Annotated in this window: 18 protein-coding genes; 13 read left to right on the top strand and 5 right to left on the bottom strand. The window is 70.5% G+C overall.

Features of this window, described 5'->3' with window-relative positions:
* Positions 1-85 precede the first annotated feature (85 nt).
* The gene (locus G6N10_RS12575; protein WP_085098607.1) at positions 86-661 is read right to left on the bottom strand and encodes a TerD family protein; all 576 of its coding nucleotides are present in this window, start codon (positions 659-661) and stop codon (positions 86-88) included.
* Between the two features lie 196 nt (positions 662-857).
* Here G6N10_RS12575 and G6N10_RS12570 point away from each other — a divergent pair, with 196 nt between their 5' ends.
* Genes G6N10_RS12570 through G6N10_RS12535 form a run of 8 tightly spaced genes read left to right on the top strand, consistent with a single transcriptional unit; the run spans position 858 to position 10,151 of the window.
* Positions 858-1,973 carry a hypothetical protein gene (locus tag G6N10_RS12570; protein WP_133055174.1) on the top strand — a complete coding sequence of 372 codons (1,116 nt, stop codon included), beginning with the start codon at positions 858-860 and terminating at the stop codon, positions 1,971-1,973.
* On the top strand, positions 1,970-3,172 hold the full coding sequence (locus G6N10_RS12565) for an HpcH/HpaI aldolase/citrate lyase family protein (RefSeq protein ID WP_234810627.1): 1,203 nt from the start codon (positions 1,970-1,972) through the stop codon (positions 3,170-3,172). Before G6N10_RS12570 ends, G6N10_RS12565 begins: the two co-directional genes overlap by 4 nt.
* Complete coding sequence (locus tag G6N10_RS12560; RefSeq protein WP_085098601.1) at positions 3,169-4,425, top strand: phosphoribosyltransferase family protein; 1,257 nt, start codon at positions 3,169-3,171, stop codon at positions 4,423-4,425. The genes G6N10_RS12565 and G6N10_RS12560 overlap by 4 nt, the downstream gene beginning before the upstream one ends.
* Positions 4,422-5,534, top strand: a complete 1,113-nt coding sequence (locus tag G6N10_RS12555) for a cysteine protease StiP family protein (RefSeq protein WP_085098597.1) — start codon at positions 4,422-4,424, stop codon at positions 5,532-5,534. Before G6N10_RS12560 ends, G6N10_RS12555 begins: the two co-directional genes overlap by 4 nt.
* A 10-nt stretch (positions 5,535-5,544) precedes the next feature.
* Positions 5,545-6,387 carry an HAD family hydrolase gene (locus G6N10_RS12550; protein ID WP_085098594.1) on the top strand — a complete coding sequence of 281 codons (843 nt, stop codon included), beginning with the start codon at positions 5,545-5,547 and terminating at the stop codon, positions 6,385-6,387.
* A gap of 33 nt (positions 6,388-6,420) precedes the next feature.
* The gene (locus G6N10_RS12545; protein WP_163742426.1) at positions 6,421-7,836 is read left to right on the top strand and encodes a TerD family protein; all 1,416 of its coding nucleotides are present in this window, start codon (positions 6,421-6,423) and stop codon (positions 7,834-7,836) included.
* 10 nt (positions 7,837-7,846) lie between these two features.
* Positions 7,847-9,415: a TerD family protein gene (locus tag G6N10_RS12540; protein ID WP_163742422.1), complete on the top strand. Its 1,569-nt coding sequence runs from the start codon at positions 7,847-7,849 to the stop codon at positions 9,413-9,415.
* A 43-nt stretch (positions 9,416-9,458) separates the two neighbouring features.
* Complete coding sequence (locus G6N10_RS12535) at positions 9,459-10,151, top strand: O-methyltransferase (protein ID WP_109750357.1); 693 nt, start codon at positions 9,459-9,461, stop codon at positions 10,149-10,151.
* A 146-nt stretch (positions 10,152-10,297) separates the two neighbouring features.
* Here the strand turns inward: G6N10_RS12535 and G6N10_RS12530 are convergent, their stop codons facing one another.
* On the bottom strand, positions 10,298-10,876 hold the full coding sequence (locus tag G6N10_RS12530) for a TIGR00645 family protein (protein WP_085092455.1): 579 nt from the start codon (positions 10,874-10,876) through the stop codon (positions 10,298-10,300).
* 165 nt (positions 10,877-11,041) lie between these two features.
* Between G6N10_RS12530 and G6N10_RS12525 the strand changes: the two genes are divergently transcribed.
* A complete protein-coding gene (locus tag G6N10_RS12525; protein WP_085092454.1) occupies positions 11,042-11,332 on the top strand; it encodes a hypothetical protein in 291 nt (96 codons plus the stop codon).
* Here G6N10_RS12525 and ilvD read toward each other — a convergent pair.
* On the bottom strand, positions 11,329-13,044 hold the full coding sequence (ilvD, locus tag G6N10_RS12520; protein WP_085092453.1) for a dihydroxy-acid dehydratase: 1,716 nt from the start codon (positions 13,042-13,044) through the stop codon (positions 11,329-11,331). The two genes, G6N10_RS12525 and ilvD, sit on opposite strands and share 4 nt — an antisense overlap.
* 65 nt (positions 13,045-13,109) lie before the next feature.
* Between ilvD and G6N10_RS12515 the strand changes: the two genes are divergently transcribed.
* The 4 genes from G6N10_RS12515 (at position 13,110) to G6N10_RS12500 (ending at position 16,222) form a co-directional block, all read left to right on the top strand.
* Positions 13,110-13,739 (top strand): DUF305 domain-containing protein, encoded by a 630-nt coding sequence (locus tag G6N10_RS12515; protein ID WP_085092460.1) that lies wholly within the window; start codon positions 13,110-13,112, stop codon positions 13,737-13,739.
* Positions 13,732-14,052 carry a copper-sensing transcriptional repressor RicR gene (ricR, locus tag G6N10_RS12510; RefSeq protein ID WP_085092452.1) on the top strand — a complete coding sequence of 107 codons (321 nt, stop codon included), beginning with the start codon at positions 13,732-13,734 and terminating at the stop codon, positions 14,050-14,052. The genes G6N10_RS12515 and ricR overlap by 8 nt, the downstream gene beginning before the upstream one ends.
* Positions 14,053-14,238: 186 nt before the next feature.
* Complete coding sequence (locus G6N10_RS12505) at positions 14,239-15,246, top strand: L,D-transpeptidase (RefSeq protein WP_085092451.1); 1,008 nt, start codon at positions 14,239-14,241, stop codon at positions 15,244-15,246.
* Positions 15,247-15,388: 142 nt separating this feature from the next.
* The gene (locus G6N10_RS12500; protein ID WP_085092450.1) at positions 15,389-16,222 is read left to right on the top strand and encodes a sensor domain-containing protein; all 834 of its coding nucleotides are present in this window, start codon (positions 15,389-15,391) and stop codon (positions 16,220-16,222) included.
* 8 nt (positions 16,223-16,230) lie between these two features.
* Here G6N10_RS12500 and G6N10_RS12495 read toward each other — a convergent pair whose 3' ends face one another.
* Positions 16,231-16,713, bottom strand: a complete 483-nt coding sequence (locus tag G6N10_RS12495) for a hypothetical protein (protein WP_085092449.1) — start codon at positions 16,711-16,713, stop codon at positions 16,231-16,233.
* A gap of 7 nt (positions 16,714-16,720) precedes the next feature.
* Positions 16,721-18,703, bottom strand: coding sequence for a M13 family metallopeptidase (locus G6N10_RS12490; RefSeq protein WP_085092448.1), 1,983 nt, complete (start codon positions 18,701-18,703; stop codon positions 16,721-16,723).
* Positions 18,704-18,765 lie beyond the last annotated feature (62 nt).

Genomic DNA, 18,765 nt, shown 5'->3' with positions numbered 1-18,765 from the left:
CCCGATTGGGATGAGAGTGGAACCGCCCGCCGGGGTCGACCGGCGGGCGATCGTGCCGGGTCCGGCGACGCGGACCTGCGGCAAGTTAGACGTTCACACCGTAGTCGCGGGCGATGCCGGCCAGCCCGGAGGCGTAGCCCTGGCCGATGGCGCGGAACTTCCACTCGGCGCCATGCCGGTACAACTCGCCGAAGACCATCGCGGTCTCGGTCGAGGCGTCCTCGGACAGGTCGAAGCGGGCCAGTTCGGCGCCGGTGGCCCGGTCCACGACCCGGATGTAGGCGTTCTGCACCTGGCCGAAGCTCTGGCTGCGGTTGTCGGCGTCGTAGATCGACACCGGGAAGAAGATGTTGGTGATGTTCGGCGGCGTCGCGGCGAGGTTGACGTTGATCACCTCGTCGTCGCCGTCGCCCTCGCCGGTGAGGTTGTCGCCGGTGTGCTCAATGCTGCCGTCGGGCGAGCGCAGGTTGTTGAAGAAGACGAAGTGCTGGTCGGAGAGCACCTTGCGGCTCTCGCCACAGCCGATCGCGCTGGCATCGAGATCGAAGTCAGCACCGGTCGTGGTGCGAATATCCCAACCGAGCCCGACCGCCACCGCGGTAAGGTTCGGAGCCTGCTTGGTCAGCGAAACATTCCCGCCCTTGGTCAGACTGACACCCATGCAAATTGGCCTTTCGGTGAGTACGCGATCCCCTACCGCGCTGTGACCTGTCCAACGATAGTGCATCCCCGAGGGGCCTCGGACGCGGAAGAATCCGCGTCAACAGCGGTCTCCGGCGGCCGGTTAGGATGATTTCGTGCCGATCCGGTGGCTGAGGAACACGCGCAGCCCGCGGGGCGAGGCGCGCGCTCCGGAGGTGCCGGAGCAAACCACCGCCGTCTTTCTCGACCTCGACAACCGCCAGGGCATCGCCCAGGCCGCGGTCGCGGCGGCCGAGTTGGACCCGGACTCGCCGGTCGAGCGGGCCTGGGACGAGGTCGCCGCGCAGTGCTACGCGGCGGTGTCGGCGTACCTGGCCCTGACCGGTCCCGACGCGACGTCCTCGGTTGCCCAGGTGCACCAACTGCTCGTTGCCGCCGCCCGCCGGGTCGATGACTTCTATTTCGACAACGAGGCGGTGCTGCGCCGGGCGGCCGCCGCGGCGGCGGTCGCCAGGAACGACGTCGACGCCGCGCTGGCCGACTCCGGACTGCTCCAACAGCGATTGACCGGTCCGGACGGCCGATGGCTGAGCTATCCGGCGGTGGCGGCGGCGACCGCCGCGCTGCAGACCAGGGACCGGGTGCTGCGCGACGCCCGCGATGTCGGGACTCCGGCGGACCGGCGCGCGGCCACCGTCGAACTGCAGCGCGCCGGTGCTCAGCTGCGCGAACTGTTGGAGCGGGCCCCGGGGCTGGTCGAGGAGGCCCGCCGGGCGGTGGACTCGGCCGGCACCCGGCTGGCTGCGGTGCGCAACCGGGCGACCGGGGTGCCGGGCCGGATGTCGGCGCTGCTGCGGGAGTTTCCTGCCGGCAGTTCGGCCGATCTCGCCGGCAATGAGCGCCGCAGCCACGGGCATCTGGGCGCTGCCGCGGAACTGTTGGCCAGTGCGAAGGCCGAAGCGGCGCAGGACCGTCCCGAGCAGGCGCTGGCCCTGGTGGGGCAGGCCCGCGAGGAGATCGGGTCGGCCGAAGAACTGGTCGACTCGGTGGCCGACCGGTTGGAGCTGTTGCAGGGGATTCGCGCGGACCCGGCCAAGCCGGAGCGCGATGCTCGGTTCCGGGTGCGCGATGCCCAGCGCCTGGCGATCGACCGCGGCATGGTCGGGGAGTGGGGCAGCGTGCTGGATGCGCAGGCCGGCCGGATCGACCGGATTGTGGCGGCACTGCCCGAACGCAATCCGGACTACCTGAAATACCAACGGGAGCTGGAGGACGTGTCAGAGTTTGTGGCGGACATCGTTAATCGCATGCGTCAGCGTTCGGCGCGGTGAGCCGGCCGGGCTTGACGGCCGCGTCGCGCACGGTGCGACACTTCCATCACCTCGCGGCGGCGGACCGCGCTCGGCTGTTTCTCACCGAGCCCGGTGAGATCCGGGTCGACGGTGACCGCGAGCTGCTCGCCACGGCGCTGGGCGCCACGCTCTACATCCCGGCCGACCGGCCCGGCCTGGCCGACACGGTGCTGCGGCGATCGGCCGAAGGAATGACCTCGGTGGTGCTCGACCTTGAGGACGCGGTGCGCGAGTCCGGAATCGAGGAGGCGACCCGCAACGCCGTCGGCGCCCTCGACGAACTGGCCGGTGCCGGGGATCCGTGCACCGCGCTGGTATTCCTGCGGGCCCGCGGGATGGGGTGCATCCCGCGCATCGTCGAGCTGATGAGCGCGACCGCGGCGGACGCGCTGACCGGGTTGGTCATCCCGAAGTTCGACGGCCGCACGGCCGAGGCCTGGCTGGCCCAGACCGCCGACGCCGCTGCCGCGCTGGGCAAGCACCTCTACGTGATGCCGGTGCTGGAATCCGAGCGCATCCTGTACCGGGAGACCCGCGACGCCGAGCTGGAGACGCTCTCGACGGTGCTGGCCGAGCACCGCGAATCGGTGCTCGCGGTGCGGGTCGGCGCCACCGACATGTGCGGTGCGCTGGGGATCCGCCGGGACCGCGATCACACCATCTACGACGTCCGGGTCGTCGCCGACGTGCTCGCCGACATCGTCAATCGACTCGGCCGCCGCGACGGCACCGGGTTCGTCGTCACCGCGCCGGTCTGGGAGTACTTCGCCGACCACGAGCGGATGTTCCGGCCGTTCTTGCGGGCCACCCCCTTCGTCGAACACCGCGCGGTCCGGTTCCGCGACCAACTGGTCAGCCGCGACCTGGACGGGTTGCTGCGCGAGATCAGCCTTGATCGGGTCAACGGGATGCTCGGCAAGACCGTCATCCACCCCAACCACGTCGCGCCGGTGCACGCCCTGTCGGTGGTGACCGCCGAGGAATATCGGGACGCCTGCGCGATCGTCGGGGCCGACGCCGGCGGCGTGCTGCGCTCGGACTATCGCAACAAGATGAACGAGGCGCGCCCGCATGCCATCTGGGCCCGGCAGGTGCTGCGCCGCGCCGAGGTGTTCGGGGTGGCGAACGACGGGGTGACCTTCGTCGATCTGCTGGTGGCGCTGGCGGGGCTGGGGTGAGGCCGGTGACTCCCTGGGCCACCGAGGTTTTCGGGCTGCGCATTCGGCACGACGGCGGCGCCGAGCGGATCGGTGATCTCGTCGCGCCGGGCCTGCGGCGCAATCCGCGCCGCGCGCACCTGCTGGTGTCGTCGGTGCTGGGCAAACACATCGCGGTGTCCCCGGATCGGGTGATGGCGGCCGGCCACCGGTTGGGCGCGGCGGTCGCGGCCGGGCTGGCCGGCCAGGTTGAACCGGTGGACGTGATCGGAATGGCCGAGACGGCCACCGGGCTGGGCCACTGCGTGGCCGACCGACTCGACGCGCAGATGTATCTGCACACCACCCGCCGCCCCGCCCCGGGCCGCGGCTGCTACGCGGAGTTCCGTGAGGAGCACTCCCACGCCACCGACCACAGCATGCAGCCCAGCGCTGCCGGACTGTTCGACCATGATCGGACCCTGGTGCTGGTGGACGACGAAATATCCACCGGGAAAACCGCATTGGCGATGATCGCCGAACTGCAGCGGCTGCGGGCCCGGCGGCGCTACGTCGTCGCGTCGCTGGTCGACGTCCGCGATGACGGGCAGCGGGCCCAGGTCGATGCCGCGGCGGCCGAACTCGGCACCCGGGTTGAGTTCGTCAGCCTGGCGCGCGGCCGGGTCGACCTGCCCGAGGGGCTGGTCGAGCGGGTGTGCGCGCTGGCCCCACCGGATCTCAACCGGGACCTCGGTGCGGCCGGGGAGTTCGGCACGGTGCAGATCGACTGGCCGGCCGAGGTTCCGGTCGGCGGGCGACACGGCTTCCTGGCCGCGGACCGCCGCGCCTTCGCCGACCCGCTGGCCCGGGCGGTCGACCGGATCCGGGCCACCCTGGACCCCGGCCTTGCGGTCCTGGTGGTCGGCCACGAGGAGTTGATGTACCTACCGCTGCGTATCGCCGAGGCGTTGGCGCGAAACGGTTTTCGGGTGCGCTACCAGACCACCACCCGCTCACCGGCCTATGTTCGCGACGATCCCGGTTACCCGTTGCGGCGGGGCTGGACCTTCGCGCCCTGCGAACCCGGTGAGACCGCGCCCCGCTATCTCTACAACGGCTGGCCCGCGGCCGAGGCCGGGCCGGTCCAGTTGCTGCTGGTGCTCGACGAGGTCGCCGCGGCCGGTGACCTCGAGGTCGCCGCGGTGTTGGCGGCGGCCGGCCACCGGGTGACCGTTGTGCGGGTCAACGGGCCGGACATCGAGGCACTCGGCGCGTACCGCGCGGGGACGCGGTGAATCGCCCGCTGTTCGGTCCGGAGTTCGGCAGCTACTCCGCCGATGAGGTCAGCTGGCTGTTGACGGACCTGTCCGGAATCGACCTGGAGGCGCCGACCGAGCTTCGGGAACGCGAAATACAGGGCGGCCTGGCGCATTACGCCGAGTCGCTGCCCATCGAGTATCAACCCGACGCCGCCTACCAGGAACTGTTCGACACCGTCCTGGCCGAAACGGCGCAGCGGCTGGCGACCGCGGTCGGGGCGGTCACCGAGCTGGTACTGGCCGAACGCGGCACCGACATCGTGCTGGTGTCGCTGGCCCGGGCCGGCACACCGATCGGAATCCTGATGCGGCGCTGGGCCGCCCGCCGCGGGCTGCGGCTGCCGCACCACACCATCTCCATCGTGCGCGGACGCGGGATCGACACCGAGGCGCTGCGGTACCTGGCGGGCAACCATGACCCGGCGGGTGTGGTTTTCATCGACGGGTGGACCGGAAAGGGCGCCATCGCGCGGGAGCTGACCGAGGCGCTGCGGGAGTACGCGCAGCGGACCGGAATCGTATTCAACCCGGATCTGGCCGTGTTGGCGGACCCGGGGAACTGCGTGCGGACCTTCGGCACCCGCGATGACTTTCTGATCGCCTCGGCGTGCCTGAACTCGACGGTTTCGGGCCTGGTCTCGCGCACCGTGCTCAACCCGCGGTTGACCCGACCCGATCAGTTCCACGGGGCGAAGTTCTATCGAGAGCTGCGCGCCGGTGATCGGTCGGCGGCATTTCTGGACGCGGTGTCCGGGCAGTTCGACGCGGTGGCGCCGCAGGTGGGCGCCACATTGCGGGAACTGACGGCCGGTGATCGCACGCCGACCTGGGCCGGGCTGGCGACGGTGGAAACGATTCGGCGGCGCTACGGCATCGGCTCCGCCAACTTCGTCAAGCCCGGCATCGGCGAGACCACCCGGGTGCTGCTGCGTCGGCTGCCGTGGCGGATCGTGCTGCGTGATCCCGCCGCACCCGAGCACCGGCACATCAGGATGCTGGCCGAGGACCGCGGCGTACCCGTTGAACACGACCCGGACCTCGCCTATGCCTGCGTCGGACTGATCAAGGACCTGGCGGCGCAATGACGGCGGCGCAATGACGGCGGCGCTGATCGCCTCGGACCTGGACCGCACGCTGATCTACTCGCGCAAGTTCTTTCCCGCGGTGCCGGGGGCGGAGCTGTGCGTCGAGGTGCACGACGGCCGGCCGATCTCCTACATGACCGAGGCTGCCATGGCTGCCCTGGCGGACCTGGCCGCCCGGTACCCGGTGGTTCCCGCCACCACCCGGACGATCGCGCAGTACCGCCGGGTCCGGCTGCCCGGGCCGCCGCCGCGGTACGCGGTGACCAGCAACGGTGGGCGGATCCTGGTGGACGGCGCCGCCGACCGGGACTGGTCCGAACAGACCGCCGAGGCGATCCGGGCCGGCGGCGTCGGGATCGACGAGGTGGTCGAGGCGTTGGCGCCGACGCTGCCGCAACCGTGGGTACGCAACTTCAAGGTGGCCGAGGGACTGTTCTGCTATCTGGTGGTCCGGCAGGAGCTGCTGCCCGGGGACTTCGTGGCCGGCTGGACCGACTGGTGTGCGCCGCGCGGCTGGCGGGTGTCGCGCCAGGGCCGCAAGATTTACGCGGTGCCGTCGGTGCTGTGCAAGTCGCGGGCGGTCGCCGAAGTTCGGCGCCGACTCGTTGCCGCCGGGGAACTGGCCCGCGACGCGGTGCTGCTGGCCGCCGGGGACGGGGCGCTGGACGCCGAGCTGCTGGCCGGCGCCGACGCCGCGATCAGGCCGGCGCACGGCGAACTGGAGGAATTGGCCTGGCACCGGGACTCCGTGACGGTGACGTCGCGGGCCGGCGCTGCGGCGGCCGAGCAGATCCTGGCGTGGTTGACCGACCGGGCGCAAACAGCGCGCTCCGGGTGCGGCCGGCCGCGATAGGGTGGCCCGAGAAACAGCACGAGGGGAGGGCGTGTGGCGACACCGCTGAGCAAGGGACAGAATGCCGCGCTGACGGCGGCGGACCTGCGGATTTCGGTGCAGGTCGGAGCGGCTGCGGACCTGTCCGCACTGTTGGTCACCGACACCGGAAAGGTCCGCAGCGACGCGGACTTTGTCTTCTTCAACCAACCGTCGGGGCCCGGTGTCCGACTGGTTCCCGGCTCGGCCGGTCAGCCGTCGAGCCTGGCGGTCAGCACGGCGGCGGTGCCCGCCGACATCGCCAAGGTTCGCGCGGTGATCACCCTGGACACCCCGGGCAGCACTTTTGGCTCGCTGCCCGCGCCGCTGGCGATCATCGCCGACGCCGCCGGCGTGCCGCTCTACGAGTACCGGATCGACGGACTGGCGTCCGAGGCGATCGTCATCGCGGTGGAGGTCTACCGCCGTGGCGACGCGTGGAAGGTCCGGGCCGTCGGCCAGGGTTATGCGGGTGGATTCGCCGCCTTGGTGACCGATCACGGCGTCACCGTGGATGACGCGCCGGCCCCGCCGCCCGCGCCCGCCCCGCCGCCGTTCACCCCGCCGCCCGCGCCCGCCCCGCCGCCGTTCACCCCGCCGCCCGCGGCCGCCCCGCCGCCGTTCACCCCGCCGGCGTTCACGCCGCCACCCCCACCGCCGGCCCCGTCCCCGTACCCGCCGGCGCAACCGGCGTCGTCGGTGTCGGCGGCTCTGCAGGGCTGGTCGCAGCAGCCGCCACCGGAGTCGAGCTGGACCCCGCCGGTGTCCCCGCCCGCGCCGCCCCCGCCGCCCGCACCCGCCGCGCCGCCACCGGCCCCGCCCGGGCCGGCCACCGGCGAGGTGAGCCTGGTGAAGGGCCGAACCGTCAATCTCCTGAAGGGGCAGCGGGTTTCGCTGCGCAAGGACGACGGCGTCGCGCTCACCCAGGTCCGGATGGGCCTGGGCTGGGATCCGATCAGGCGCGGACTGTTCGGCGGGCGCACCCCGGAGGTCGACCTGGACGCCTCGGCGGTGCTGTTTGCCGACCATCAGGTGGCCGACGTCTGCTACTACGGCCAGCTGAGCTCCAAGGACGGTTCGATCAGGCACAACGGTGACAACCGCACGGGCGAGGGCGACGGTGACGACGAGGTCATCAGCGTCGACCTGACCCGGATCCCGGCGCACATCAGCACCATCTTGTTCATCGTGACGTCCTACAAGGGACACACCTTCGACCAGCTGAGCAACGCGTTCTGCCGGCTGGTCGATGCCACCGTCAATGCCGAGCTGGCGCGGTACACCCTCGACGGGGGGAACCTGCGGTGCACCGGCATGGTGATGGCGAAGATGTTCCGCTCCGGAGCCGAGTGGAAGCTGGCCGCGATCGGCGAGGGCATGCAGGCCAAGCACCCCGGCGAGGCAGTGCCGCAACTGGCCCGATTCCTGTAGGCGGAATTCGATGACCAGCCTGGTGCCGGGCCAGAACTGCGCGTTGTCCGGAGGTCGGGTGCGCGTCGACTTCGGCGGCGCGGGCGCCCCGGGGGTGCTGTTGCTCGACGGCCAGCGGCGGGCCACCGGCTATCTCGGTGCAGACCAGCAGTCGGTGGCACCCGGGGTTGCCGTCGGGAGTCAGGCCGACATCGATCTGGCCGCGCTGTCCGGCGACGTCGAGCGGGTGCTGTGCCTGGTGCTCAACCCGGTCGCTCCGACCGGACTGTGCTGCTGGCTGCGCGGCGACGCTGAACCGAACAGCGACATCGAATTCAATGTCGCTGCGGCCGAACTCTTTCCGGCGATCATCGGCTTTGAGCTGTACCGCCGGGACGGATCCTGGCGGGTCCGCGCGGTCGGCCAGGGCTACGCCGGTGGAATCGGGGAGTTGCTGAGCGCGCACCACTATGCCCCGCGGGACGCCGCCGGGCGAGACGGGACCCGGCCGGGACTGACGCCGCCGCCCCCACCCGCGGTGCCCCCGGCCCCGCCGCCGCCCCCACCGGCTCGGCACGACGTACCCCCACCGCTGGGTGATTCGGACCCGCTGGAGCGGATTGCGATGATCCATGAGGACGCCGTCCGCATGACGGCGGCGTTCACCGACGCTCGGGCCTTCGCCGAGGATCGCCATGACGCCGAAATGTCCGCGGCGGTGGCAGATCCCGCCGCGCGCACGTCGCCGACGACCGACACCGTGTTCGCCGCGATCGGACACCGGCGCGATGAGCTGGTGGACCGGGCCAGGGCCGACTACCAGCGTGACGCCGCCTATCTCGGTGCCGAGCTGGCGGTCCTGGACACCGAGTTGCCGCCGGCACTTGCCTCCTGGAGCGCACCGAGCTGGCAGCGTCCGAGCCGGCGCGGCGGACCCGGGATTCGGCTCGGGGTGATGTTCGACGGCGAGGCGGGTCCGCTGGACCTGCCGTTCTGCGTGCCGGTGCCGCTGCGCCGGCCGGTGTGGGTTGACGAGGAGAGCCCGGAATCGGGGTCGCCGGTGGCCAGCTCGGTGGTGATGCGACTGCTCGCTGCGCAGCCCGAGCCGGACGTCACCGTCGACATTGTCGACATCGGTCGGCAGCTGCGGCCGCTGGGCTCGGCGCTGGGTGGTTATCTGCGACGACCGGTCGTCACCGATCCCACCGAGGCGGTGGATCGGCTGCGCCAGCTCGCGAGCGCGGCGGACCTGGCGGCCCTGCGCCTGCGCAGCGAGGGAACCGTGCCGCCGCCGGGCATCATCGTCATCACCAACTTTGGCTTCGCGCTGCCCGAGTCGGTGCTCGGCGAAGTTGCTGCGCTGATCAACCTGGCCGCCGAGGCGCGGCTGTCGCTGGTGTTCACCGGCGAGTCGAACTGGCAACGGCTCGCCCCGGCGCCGCTGCTGCGGGAGATCTCCGAGGTCGCCCTGCCGGTGCCGGCCGCGGCCGGGGCCCGGATCCCCGATCCGTGGACCCGTCGGCTCTGGGAGTTCCGTCCGGATGCGCTCGGCGGTGCGCAACTGGACCAGGTCGCACGGGCATTGTTCGCGGCGCGCTGAGCTGCGTTCGTCTCCGGGCGATCGGGTGACTAGCGTGGGATGGGTGACCGAAACCAGTTTCAGCCCCGAAGCCGTCGACGATCACCTCAACCAGCTCCTGCTGGACAAGGACCCGGTGCTGGCCGAGGCGCTGGAGGCCAGTCGGGCCGCCGGACTGCCCGACATTGCGGTCTCGCCGCAGACCGCGCAGCTGCTCGGGCTGCTGGCGCGGATGTGTGGGGCGCGGCGGGTGCTGGAGATCGGCACGCTCGGCGGTTACAGCACCATCTGCCTGGCGCGGGCGGTCGGCGCCGAGGGCGCGGTGGTCACCCTGGAGTCCGAACCGCGGCACGCCGAGGTTGCCGCCGCCAACCTGCGCCGCGCGGGCCTGCAGGATCGGGTCGAGATCGTCGTTGGCGCCGCGCTGGACACCCTGCCCGGCCTGGGCGGCGGCTTCGACATGGTGTTCATCGACGCCGACAAGGAGAACTACCCGGCCTATCTGGACTGGGCGGTGCGGCTGGGTCGACCGGGCACCGCCATCGTCGTCGACAACGTGGTGCGGGCCGGCCGGATCCTGTCCGCCGACGAGGAAGACCGGGCCGCCCGGGCCGTCGCCGAGATGTTGGAGACGATGGGCGCCCGCCCCGATCTGGACACCGCGGCGATCCAGACCGTCGGGTGTAAGGGCTGGGACGGTTTCGCACTGGCCCTGGTCAAGCAGCACGAGCGCCGGTACGGCAAGCACCGGGGCTGACGGATCGCCGTTTCGCGGCGGTGACATGCCGCGCTGCGCGGTCAGGCGCGTACCCAATCGGATTGGCTGCGTGCGGTTTTCGACGAGCTGTCGGGACCGTGGTGCGCCGCGGCGGGTTGTCGCAGGGGTCGCAGTAATAGCGCGGTTCAGTCCCCGGAATGCTCGTCGGCGGTGTGCTGGCCGATCACCGCGGCGCGGGCCGAAAGCCAGTCGACGAACGCCAGCCCGATGGCCGACAAGATGAACGCCATGTGGATGATGGTCTGCCACTTCAGCGTTTCGGGTTCCAGGTTCTCGGCGTTGATGAACGACTTGAGCAGGTGGATCGAGGAGATCCCGATGATGGACATGGCCAGCTTGACCTTCAGCACGTTCGGATTCACGTGGCTGAGCCATTCCGGCTTGTCGGGGTGGGAGTCCATCCGGATCCGCGACACGAACGTCTCGTAGCCGCCGATGATCACCATGATCAACAGGTTGGCGATCATCACCACGTCGACCAGGCCGAGGACGATCAGCATCACCGACGCCTCGTCGAGGTGATTGAAGTCCTTGGAGAGGTGGATGAGTTCCTTCCAGAACACCACCACGTAGACCGCCTGCGCGACGATCAGGCCCAGGTACAGCGGTGCCTGCAGCCAGCGGCTGACAAAGATCGCCGAGCCGATGACCCGGGTGAAGGATTGGAATGGCGGTGCGGCCGCGTCGGTGTTTTTGGTGATCATCGTCGTTTCAGGGTAAGCGCGGTCAGCAGCGGGTCGGCAGACAGATCATCAGTGCAGCTGTGACCACACCGGTACCGGTCGGGGATGCACCGCACGCGGGCACGCATTTGCCGCGTCCTGCCGGTCCGAGGGCATTGTAAATTCGAGCCGTTGAAAGGGGGCGCGATGGCGACCATCGGCATTGTGCTGCTCACCGTCGTGGTGGTCGGCCTCGGGCTGTGGATGGTGGATACCTTCGCAGACCGGATCCTGGACCGTTTGTTCGCGCTGCTGGCAAGGCCGTTCCGGGCACTGAAGAACACGTGGCAACGCTCGGCCCCCGCGGCGCCCACGACTGCCGGGCGGTTCAATGCGCCGCCGGGATGGCCGATTCCAGCGGGCTGGACACCGCCGCAGGGCTGGCGGCCAGACCCCGGCTGGCCGCCAGCGCCGGCGGGCTGGCAGTTCTGGAGTTAGGAGCAGACCGCGCCGACGGCGGCGGACCCGACCAGCTTGGTGTACTTGGCGAGCACGCCGGTGGTGTAGCGCGGCGGCAGCGGCTCCCAGCCGTCCTTGCGGGCCTCGAATTCCGCGGCGTCGACCAGCACGTCGAGGGTGCCGTTGCCGACGTCGAGCCGGATCCGGTCGCCGTCGCGGATGAACGCGATCGGGCCGGCGTCGACGGCTTCGGGGGCCACATGCCCGACGCACAGGCCGGTGGTGCCGCCGGAGAACCGGCCGTCGGTCAGCAGCAGCACGTCCTTGCCGAGTCCGGCGCCCTTGATGGCACCGGTGATGGCCAGCATCTCGCGCATGCCCGGGCCGCCCTTGGGGCCCTCGTAGCGGATGACGACAACGTCCCCGGCGGTGATGGTGCCGTCCTCGAGCGCATCCAGTGCAGCGCGCTCACGCTCGAAAACCCTTGCGGTGCCTTCGAACACGTCGGAGTCGAACCCGGCGGACTTGACCACCGCGCCTTCGGGCGCCAGCGAGCCGTGCAGGATGGTGATGCCGCCGGTCGGGTGGATCGGCTGGCTCAGGGCGCGCAGCACCTTGCCGTCGGGATCCGGCGGGGCGATGTCCTTGAGGTTTTCCGCCATCGTCTGACCGGTCACCGTCATCACGTCGCCGTGCAGCAGACCGGCGTCCAGCAGCGCCTTCATCACCACCGGCACGCCGCCGATGCGGTCCACGTCGTTCATCACGTAGGCGCCGAACGGCTTGACGTCGGCCAGGTGCGGGACCTTGGCGCCGACCCGGGTGAAGTCGGCCAGGCTCAGCGGGACACCCGCCTCCCAGGCGATGGCCAGCAGATGCAGCACCGCGTTGGTGGAGCCGCCGAACGCCATCACCACGGCGATGGCGTTCTCGAACGCCTCCTTGACCATGATGTCGCGGGCGGTGATCCCGCGGCGCAGCAGTTCGACGACGGCGTGCCCGCTGCGCCGGGCGTACCCGTCCCGGCGGCGATCCGGGGCCGGCGGGGCCGCGCTGCCCGGCAGTGACATGCCCAGCGCCTCGGCCGCGCTGGCCATGGTGTTGGCGGTGTACATCCCGCCGCAGGCGCCCTCGCCCGGGCAGATGGCGCGCTCGATGATGTCGACGTCCTCGCGGCTCATCAGCCCCCGCGCGCACGCGCCGACCGCCTCGAAGGCGTCGATGATGGTGACGTCACGCTCGGTGCCGTCGGACAGCTTGGCCCGGCCCGGCATGATCGAACCGGCGTAGAGGAACACGCTGGCCAGGTCCAGTCGCGCGGCGGCCATCAGCATGCCGGGCAGCGACTTGTCGCAGCCGGCCAGCAGCACCGAGCCGTCCAGCCGCTCGGCCTGCATGACGGTCTCCACCGAGTCGGCGATGATCTCCCGGCTGACCAGCGAGAAGTGCATGCCCTCGTGGCCCATCGAGATGCCGTCGGAGACCGAGATGGTGCCGAACTCCATCGGGAACCCGCCGGCCTCCAGGACGCCCTCCTTGACCACCTTGGCGAGGCGATCCAGGGACAGGTTGCAGGGGGTGATCTCGTTCCACGACGACGCCACCCCGATCTGCGGTTTGGCGAAGTCGTCGTCGTCCATCCCGACGGCGCGGAGCATGCCGCGTGCGGCGGCCTTCTCCAGGCCGTCGGTGACGTCGCGACTGCGGGGCTTCAGATCGGGAGCTGCGGGCTGTGCAGGCTGGTCGGACATCGTTTCAGTATGACAATTACGAGCCTTTCCGATACCCCTTGGGGGTATCTGGTAGGATGTTCGCCATGACCTCACAGCCGAAGAAGTTGACCGCCCGCCTCGGTATCGCGCTGGCCGCCGTCGCGTTGGCGGTGTCCATGTCGTCGTGCGGGACGACGACCGAAGGTGACCACGGCGGCCAGGGGCACGGCACCTCGGCGGAGGCCGACGGCCCGCACAACGCCGCCGACCTCACCTTCGCCGAGCAGATGATTCCGCATCACCAGCAGGCCATCGAGCTCGTCGATCTGCTGCCCGGCCGCACCGCCAACGCCGAGGTGGTCGAGCTCGCCGGCAAGATCCGCGACGCCCAGCGGCCCGAGATCACCACCATGACCGGGTGGATCGAGCAGTGGCAGCCCAAGGATGGCGGCACGACCTCCGAGCACCACGGTTCCGGACACCAGCCCGGCATGGCGGGCATGGCGGGCATGGTCGACGACGCGACCATGACCAAGCTGAAGGCGGCGTCGGGGCCGGAGTTCGACAAGCTCTGGCTGACCGCGATGATCGCCCACCACGAGGGTGCCATCGAGATGGCCCGGACCGAGCTCTCCGGCGGCCAGAATGAGCAGGCCAAGGAGTTGGCGCAGCAGATCATCGACGGTCAGCAGGCCGAGATCACCCAGATGAAAACGATGCTCGGAAATGCCTGAACACGCCTGCGCCGGTGAGGCCGCCGGCGATTCCCCCGGCTACACCGCCCAGAAGGAGAACTACGCCAAGCGGCTGCGCCGGATCGAGGGTCAGGTCCGCGGCATCGCCAAGATGATCGACGAGGACAAGTACTGCATCGACGTGCTGACCCAGATCAGTGCGGTGAACAGTGCGCTGCAGTCCGTCGCACTCGGGCTGCTCGACGAGCACCTCGGGCACTGTGTCAGTCACGCGGTGGCCGCCGGCGGCGAGGAGGCCGACGCCAAGCTCGCCGAGGCGTCGGCGGCGATCGCGCGGTTGGTGCGCAGTTGATCCCCGCACGGCAGTGCGTTGAGTCACCGTGGGTGAGCTAACAAAACTGCGCCGCAGGCCGATAACGGTGCAGGTAATTGGGTTGATACCGGGGTATCTGCCCAGGTCGGGGCGCTTCGGCGGACGCTGAGCCGTTCGCCGCTGTGCCACACTTGAATGAACCCCCGAATTTCTGGAGGAATGTCTATGCGTACCCGCACTGGTCGCTCGATCGCGGCGGTCATCGGTGCCGCGCTGATCGGTTTGACCGCGGCGTTCACCGCCGGCCCCGCGTTCGCGGAACCGGGTGATATCCCGGCCCCGCCGCCCCCGGTCGATCCGTTCGCCCCGCCGCCGCCGCCGGTCGATCCGTTCGCTCCGGCGCCGCCGGCAGATCCGTTCGCCCCGGCGACCCCGCCGGTGGTCAACAACTACGGCGCCCCCGCGGTGATCCCGGCCGGTACCCCCGCCGGCCAGAACCCGACCCCGTTCGTCGGTGAGGCGCCGTTCCGGCCGCCGACCTTCAACCCGGTCAACGGGTCGATGGTGGGTGTGGCGAAGCCGATCTACATCAACTTCGCGGTGCCGATCGCCAACAAGCAGCTGGCCCAGGACTCCGTGCACATCACCTCGAACCCGCCGGTGCCCGGCCGGTTCTACTGGGTGACCGACACCCAGCTGCGCTGGCGCCCGCAGGACTTCTGGCCGGCCAACACCGTGGTGAACATCGACGCCGGCGGCACCAAGTCCACCTTCCGCACCGGTGACTACCTGGTGGCCACCATCGACGACAAGACCAAGAAGATGGAGGTCATGCGCAACGGGAAGTTGGAGAAGACCTTCCCGATGTCGATGGGCCGGCCCGGCGGCAGGTATGAGACCAAGAACGGCACCTACTACGTGCTGGAGAAGTTCGCCGACATGACGATGGACTCGTCGACCTACGGGGTGCCGATCAACTCCGCCGAGGGCTACAAGATCAAGGTGAAGGACGCCGTCCGAATCGACAACTCCGGGGTGTTCGTGCACAGCGCGCCCTGGTCGATCGAGGCGCAGGGCAACAGCAACGTTAGCCACGGCTGCGTCAACCTGAGCCCGGAGAACGCCAAGTGGTTCTTCGACAACTTCGGCAGTGGTGACCCGGTGGTCATCAAGGGCACCGGCGGCGGCTGGTACAACCAGCCCGACGGCGCCTCCGACTGGCAGATGTTCTAAGGCCAAGCCCGCTGTTCCAAGGCCAAGGCCGCTGTTCGAAGGCTTACGCCTGGCGAATCCCCCGGCAACCGCCGGGGGATTCGTCGTTTCCCGGGCAGATTCGGTGCGCTGGCCGCCGCGGCGGCACCGATACGCTGGGCGGGTGGGTGACAGCGGCGAACCGCGCGGTCCCTCGGGCCGCCGAGCCGGGCTGCGATACGGCCTGGCCGCCGCGATCGGTGCGCTGCTGGCCGGCGCGGTGCTGCTGGTGCCCGCCCAGGATCGGGTCGATCACGCCGCCGAGGTGAACCTGAGCGCCCCGGGCCCGCTGGACAGCTATCTGCGCGGTGAGTCCAGACCGATCGACCGGGTGCCGCTCGGCGCCGAGCTGGTGGCGCGACTGATGGGCATCCCGGAGATCGCCTCGGTGCTGCCAGCCGGCGGCGTGTGGTCGATGTACACCGAGTCGATCGCCGAGCCGGGCTGTGTCGGTGCGCGGTACGTCGCCGTCGACGGCTTCTACGCGACCGTCCCGGGCGCGCGGCGGGACAGCATGAGTAAGCGGGCGTTCGTCGCGCCGATTCTGTCGCCGGGCCCCACCACCGACAGCTCGGATCTGGCGGTGATCAACTACCCGGACCCCGGCGCCGCCCGGGCGGTGTTCGCCGCGGCGGCCACCGCGTGGCGGGGCTGCGCCGATCGCGACATCCACGTCACGGCCGCCGGTCCCGGCCGCGACGGCGAGGTCTGGTCCGCCGGGCCGGTCCGCGAGGAGCGCGGGGTGCTGTCGCTCCTGCTGACCCGGCGGGCGACCGAGGGCGACCCGGAGCCGTGGCAGTGCGAGCACGCGCTGACCGTCGCGGGCGCCGTCGTCGTCGACGTCGACGCCTGCGGTGCGACGGTGGCCCCGGGAACCGCGGTGCGGCTGGCCGAGGCGACGGCGGTACGCGCCGACGTGATCGCCCGGATACCCGGATACCGGCGTTCGGGCGGCTGACCGAGGCCTCAGCGGCGGCCGCTGCCCGGTTCGCGGATCGTCCAGGACACCAGCGCCCAGCCGGGCTGGCAGTCCGGGACAACCGACACGCTGCGCACCGCGGTGAACTCGTTCGGGATGCCGTAGGAGGTTTTGAAGAACGGCGCGCGCCCGGCCCAGGCGCCGGCGGCGCTTTCGGTGCATTCGGCCGGCCGCCGGTCGGCGCCGAACTCGGCAAAGCGGAGCCGATCCTCCGGGACATAGCGGGTGACGTGCTCGCGCCAGCGCCCCTCGGGCATCAGGAACGTCACGCCGTAGGGCGTCAGCTCCCGGAACTTCTCCTTGATCTGCTTGGCCCGCCACGGGATTCGAATCGCCAGCACCTTCTCCGCGGACGGCGGGCTGCCGTCGAAGCGGATCCGGGACAGGTCATAGCCGGACAGCGGTACCGCGGCGAGCGCGCCGACCGCGAGGACCGCCGCGACGACCAGTCCGATCCACCAACGCCGCACCCTCGGCTCAGCTCCAGATCCGGACCCGGTGCTCGGGCTCCAGGAACAACTCGTCGTCCGCGGTCACCGCGAACGCCTCGTAGAACTCGTCGATGTTGCGGATCACGCCGTTGCAGCGGAACTCCGGCGGCGAATGTGGATCGGTGGCCAGCCGCCGGATCGCCTCGGCGTCCCGAGATTTGGTCCGCCACACCTGCGCCCAGCCGAAGAACACCCGCTGCACGCCGGTCAGCCCGTCGATCACCGGGGCCTCCCGACCGGCCAGCGACAGCCGGTAGGCCAGCAGCGCGATCGACAGGCCACCCAGGTCGCCGATGTTCTCACCCACCGTGAAGGCGCCGTTGACGTGATGCTCGGAACCCAGTGCGGCCGGCGAGAACTCGTCGTACTGGGAGATCAGCGCCGCCGTCCGCAAACCGAATTCCGCGCGGTCGGCGTCGGTCCACCAGTCCACCAGGTTGCCGTCGCCGTCGTACTTGGCGCCCTGATCGTCGAAGCCGTGCCCGATCTCGTGCCCGATCACCGCGCCGATGCCGCCGTAGTTGGCGGCGTCGTCGGCGTCGGCGTCGAAGAACGGCGGCTGCAGGATGGCCGCCGGGAAGACGATCTCGTTCATCCCCGGGTTGTAGTAAGCATTCACCGTCTGCGGCGTCATGAACCATTCGTCGTGGTCGACCGGCCCGCCGAGCTTGCCCAGCTCGTGGTCATAGTTCACCGCGTAGCCCCGGCGGTAGTTGCCGTACAGGTCGTCACGCGCGACCTCGAACGCCGAATAGTCGCGCCACTTCGGCGGATAACCGATCTTGGCGGTGAACCTGTCGAGCTTGGCCAGCGCCCGCTGCCGGGTCTGCGGGGTCATCCACTCCAGATCGGTGATGCTGGCCCGGTAGGCCTCGCGCAGGTTGCCCACCAGCTCGTCCATCCGGGCCTTGTGCCCGGGCGGGAAATGCCGCGCCACATACAGTTTGCCCAGCGCCTCACCCATCAGCGACTCGACCAGCGACACCCCGCGCTTCCAGCGGTCCCGGATCTCCTCGGTGCCGCTGAGGGTGCGGCCGTAGAAGGCGAAGTCCTCACTGACCAGCGCATCGGTGAGAAAACCCGCGCGGGCGTGGATGATCCGCCAGCGGGCCCAATCCTGCCAGTCCGACAGCGATTCGCCGGCCCACAGCGCGGCGAACGCGCTCAGGTAGTCGGGTTGGCGCAGCACCAACTCGGCGGCCCGCTGCCGGTCGAGGCCGAGCCCGCCGAGCCAGCCGGACCAATCGAATCCCGTTGCCTGATCAGACAATTCGGTGAAGGTGCGCAGGTTGTAGGACAGCTCCGCATCGCGGCGCCGGACCACGTCCCAGTGCGCCGCGGCCAGCTTGGTCTCCAGCGCCACGATCCGCTCGGCGGTGTCCTCGGCGCCGTACTGATCGCCGAAGACCAGCCGCAGCATCCGGGCGATGTGGCGCGGGTATTCGGCCAGCACCGCCGCGTGCGCGTCGTCGCGGTAGTAGGACTCGTCGGGCAGGCCCAGCCCGGACTGCGACAGGTGCAGCAGATAGCGGGTGGAATCCTTGGAGTCGGTGTCGACGTACACCCCGAAGCCGCCGCCGACCCCGGTGCGGGCCAGGGCGCCGAGGGTGGCGGCCAGGGCGTCGGCGTCGGCCGCCGCATCGATCAGCGCCAGCTCGTCGAGCAGCGGGGCCAGGCCGCGGCGCTCGACCGCATCGGCGTCGGAGAAGCTGGCGTACAGGTCGCCGATGCGCTGCTGATCGGTGCCGGCCGGCGCGTTCGCGGCGGCCGCCTCGTCGATCAGCTCGCGGACCTGCTCCTCGGCCCGGTCGTAGAGGGTGCGGAAGGCCCCGTCGGTGGCGCGGTCGGCCGGCATCTCGTAGGAGTCCAGCCACCGGCCGTTGACGTGACCGAACAGGTCGTCTTGCGGTCGGCGCGCCACGTCGACGTACCGAAGGTCCAGGCCCGAGGGATTGCTAGCTACCGTCACAGCTCCATCCTTCCAGAACCCGGCGGTGCGGCCCGGCGGGAAGGATTACCCCAGCGGGTAGC

It is taken from the genome of Mycolicibacterium fallax (assembly GCF_010726955.1).
Lineage (GTDB): Bacteria > Actinomycetota > Actinomycetes > Mycobacteriales > Mycobacteriaceae > Mycobacterium > Mycobacterium fallax.
The sequence above is the reverse complement of the archived record's forward strand: the minus strand, read 5'-3'. Positions and strand labels throughout refer to the sequence as shown.

Excerpts from the sequence above, each read along its gene's own strand:
- G6N10_RS12515 (WP_085092460.1), top strand. The coding sequence starts at position 13,110 with ATGACCTCACAGCCGAAGAAGTTGACCGCCCGCCTCGGTATCGCGCTG.
- G6N10_RS12525 (WP_085092454.1), top strand. The coding sequence starts at position 11,042 with ATGGCGACCATCGGCATTGTGCTGCTCACCGTCGTGGTGGTCGGCCTC.
- ilvD (WP_085092453.1), bottom strand. The coding sequence starts at position 13,044 with ATGTCCGACCAGCCTGCACAGCCCGCAGCTCCCGATCTGAAGCCCCGC.
- G6N10_RS12550 (WP_085098594.1), top strand. The coding sequence starts at position 5,545 with ATGACGGCGGCGCTGATCGCCTCGGACCTGGACCGCACGCTGATCTAC.
- ricR (WP_085092452.1), top strand. The coding sequence starts at position 13,732 with ATGCCTGAACACGCCTGCGCCGGTGAGGCCGCCGGCGATTCCCCCGGC.
- G6N10_RS12530 (WP_085092455.1), bottom strand. The coding sequence starts at position 10,876 with ATGATCACCAAAAACACCGACGCGGCCGCACCGCCATTCCAATCCTTC.
- G6N10_RS12505 (WP_085092451.1), top strand. The coding sequence starts at position 14,239 with ATGCGTACCCGCACTGGTCGCTCGATCGCGGCGGTCATCGGTGCCGCG.
- G6N10_RS12540 (WP_163742422.1), top strand. The coding sequence starts at position 7,847 with ATGACCAGCCTGGTGCCGGGCCAGAACTGCGCGTTGTCCGGAGGTCGG.
- G6N10_RS12575 (WP_085098607.1), bottom strand. The coding sequence starts at position 661 with ATGGGTGTCAGTCTGACCAAGGGCGGGAATGTTTCGCTGACCAAGCAG.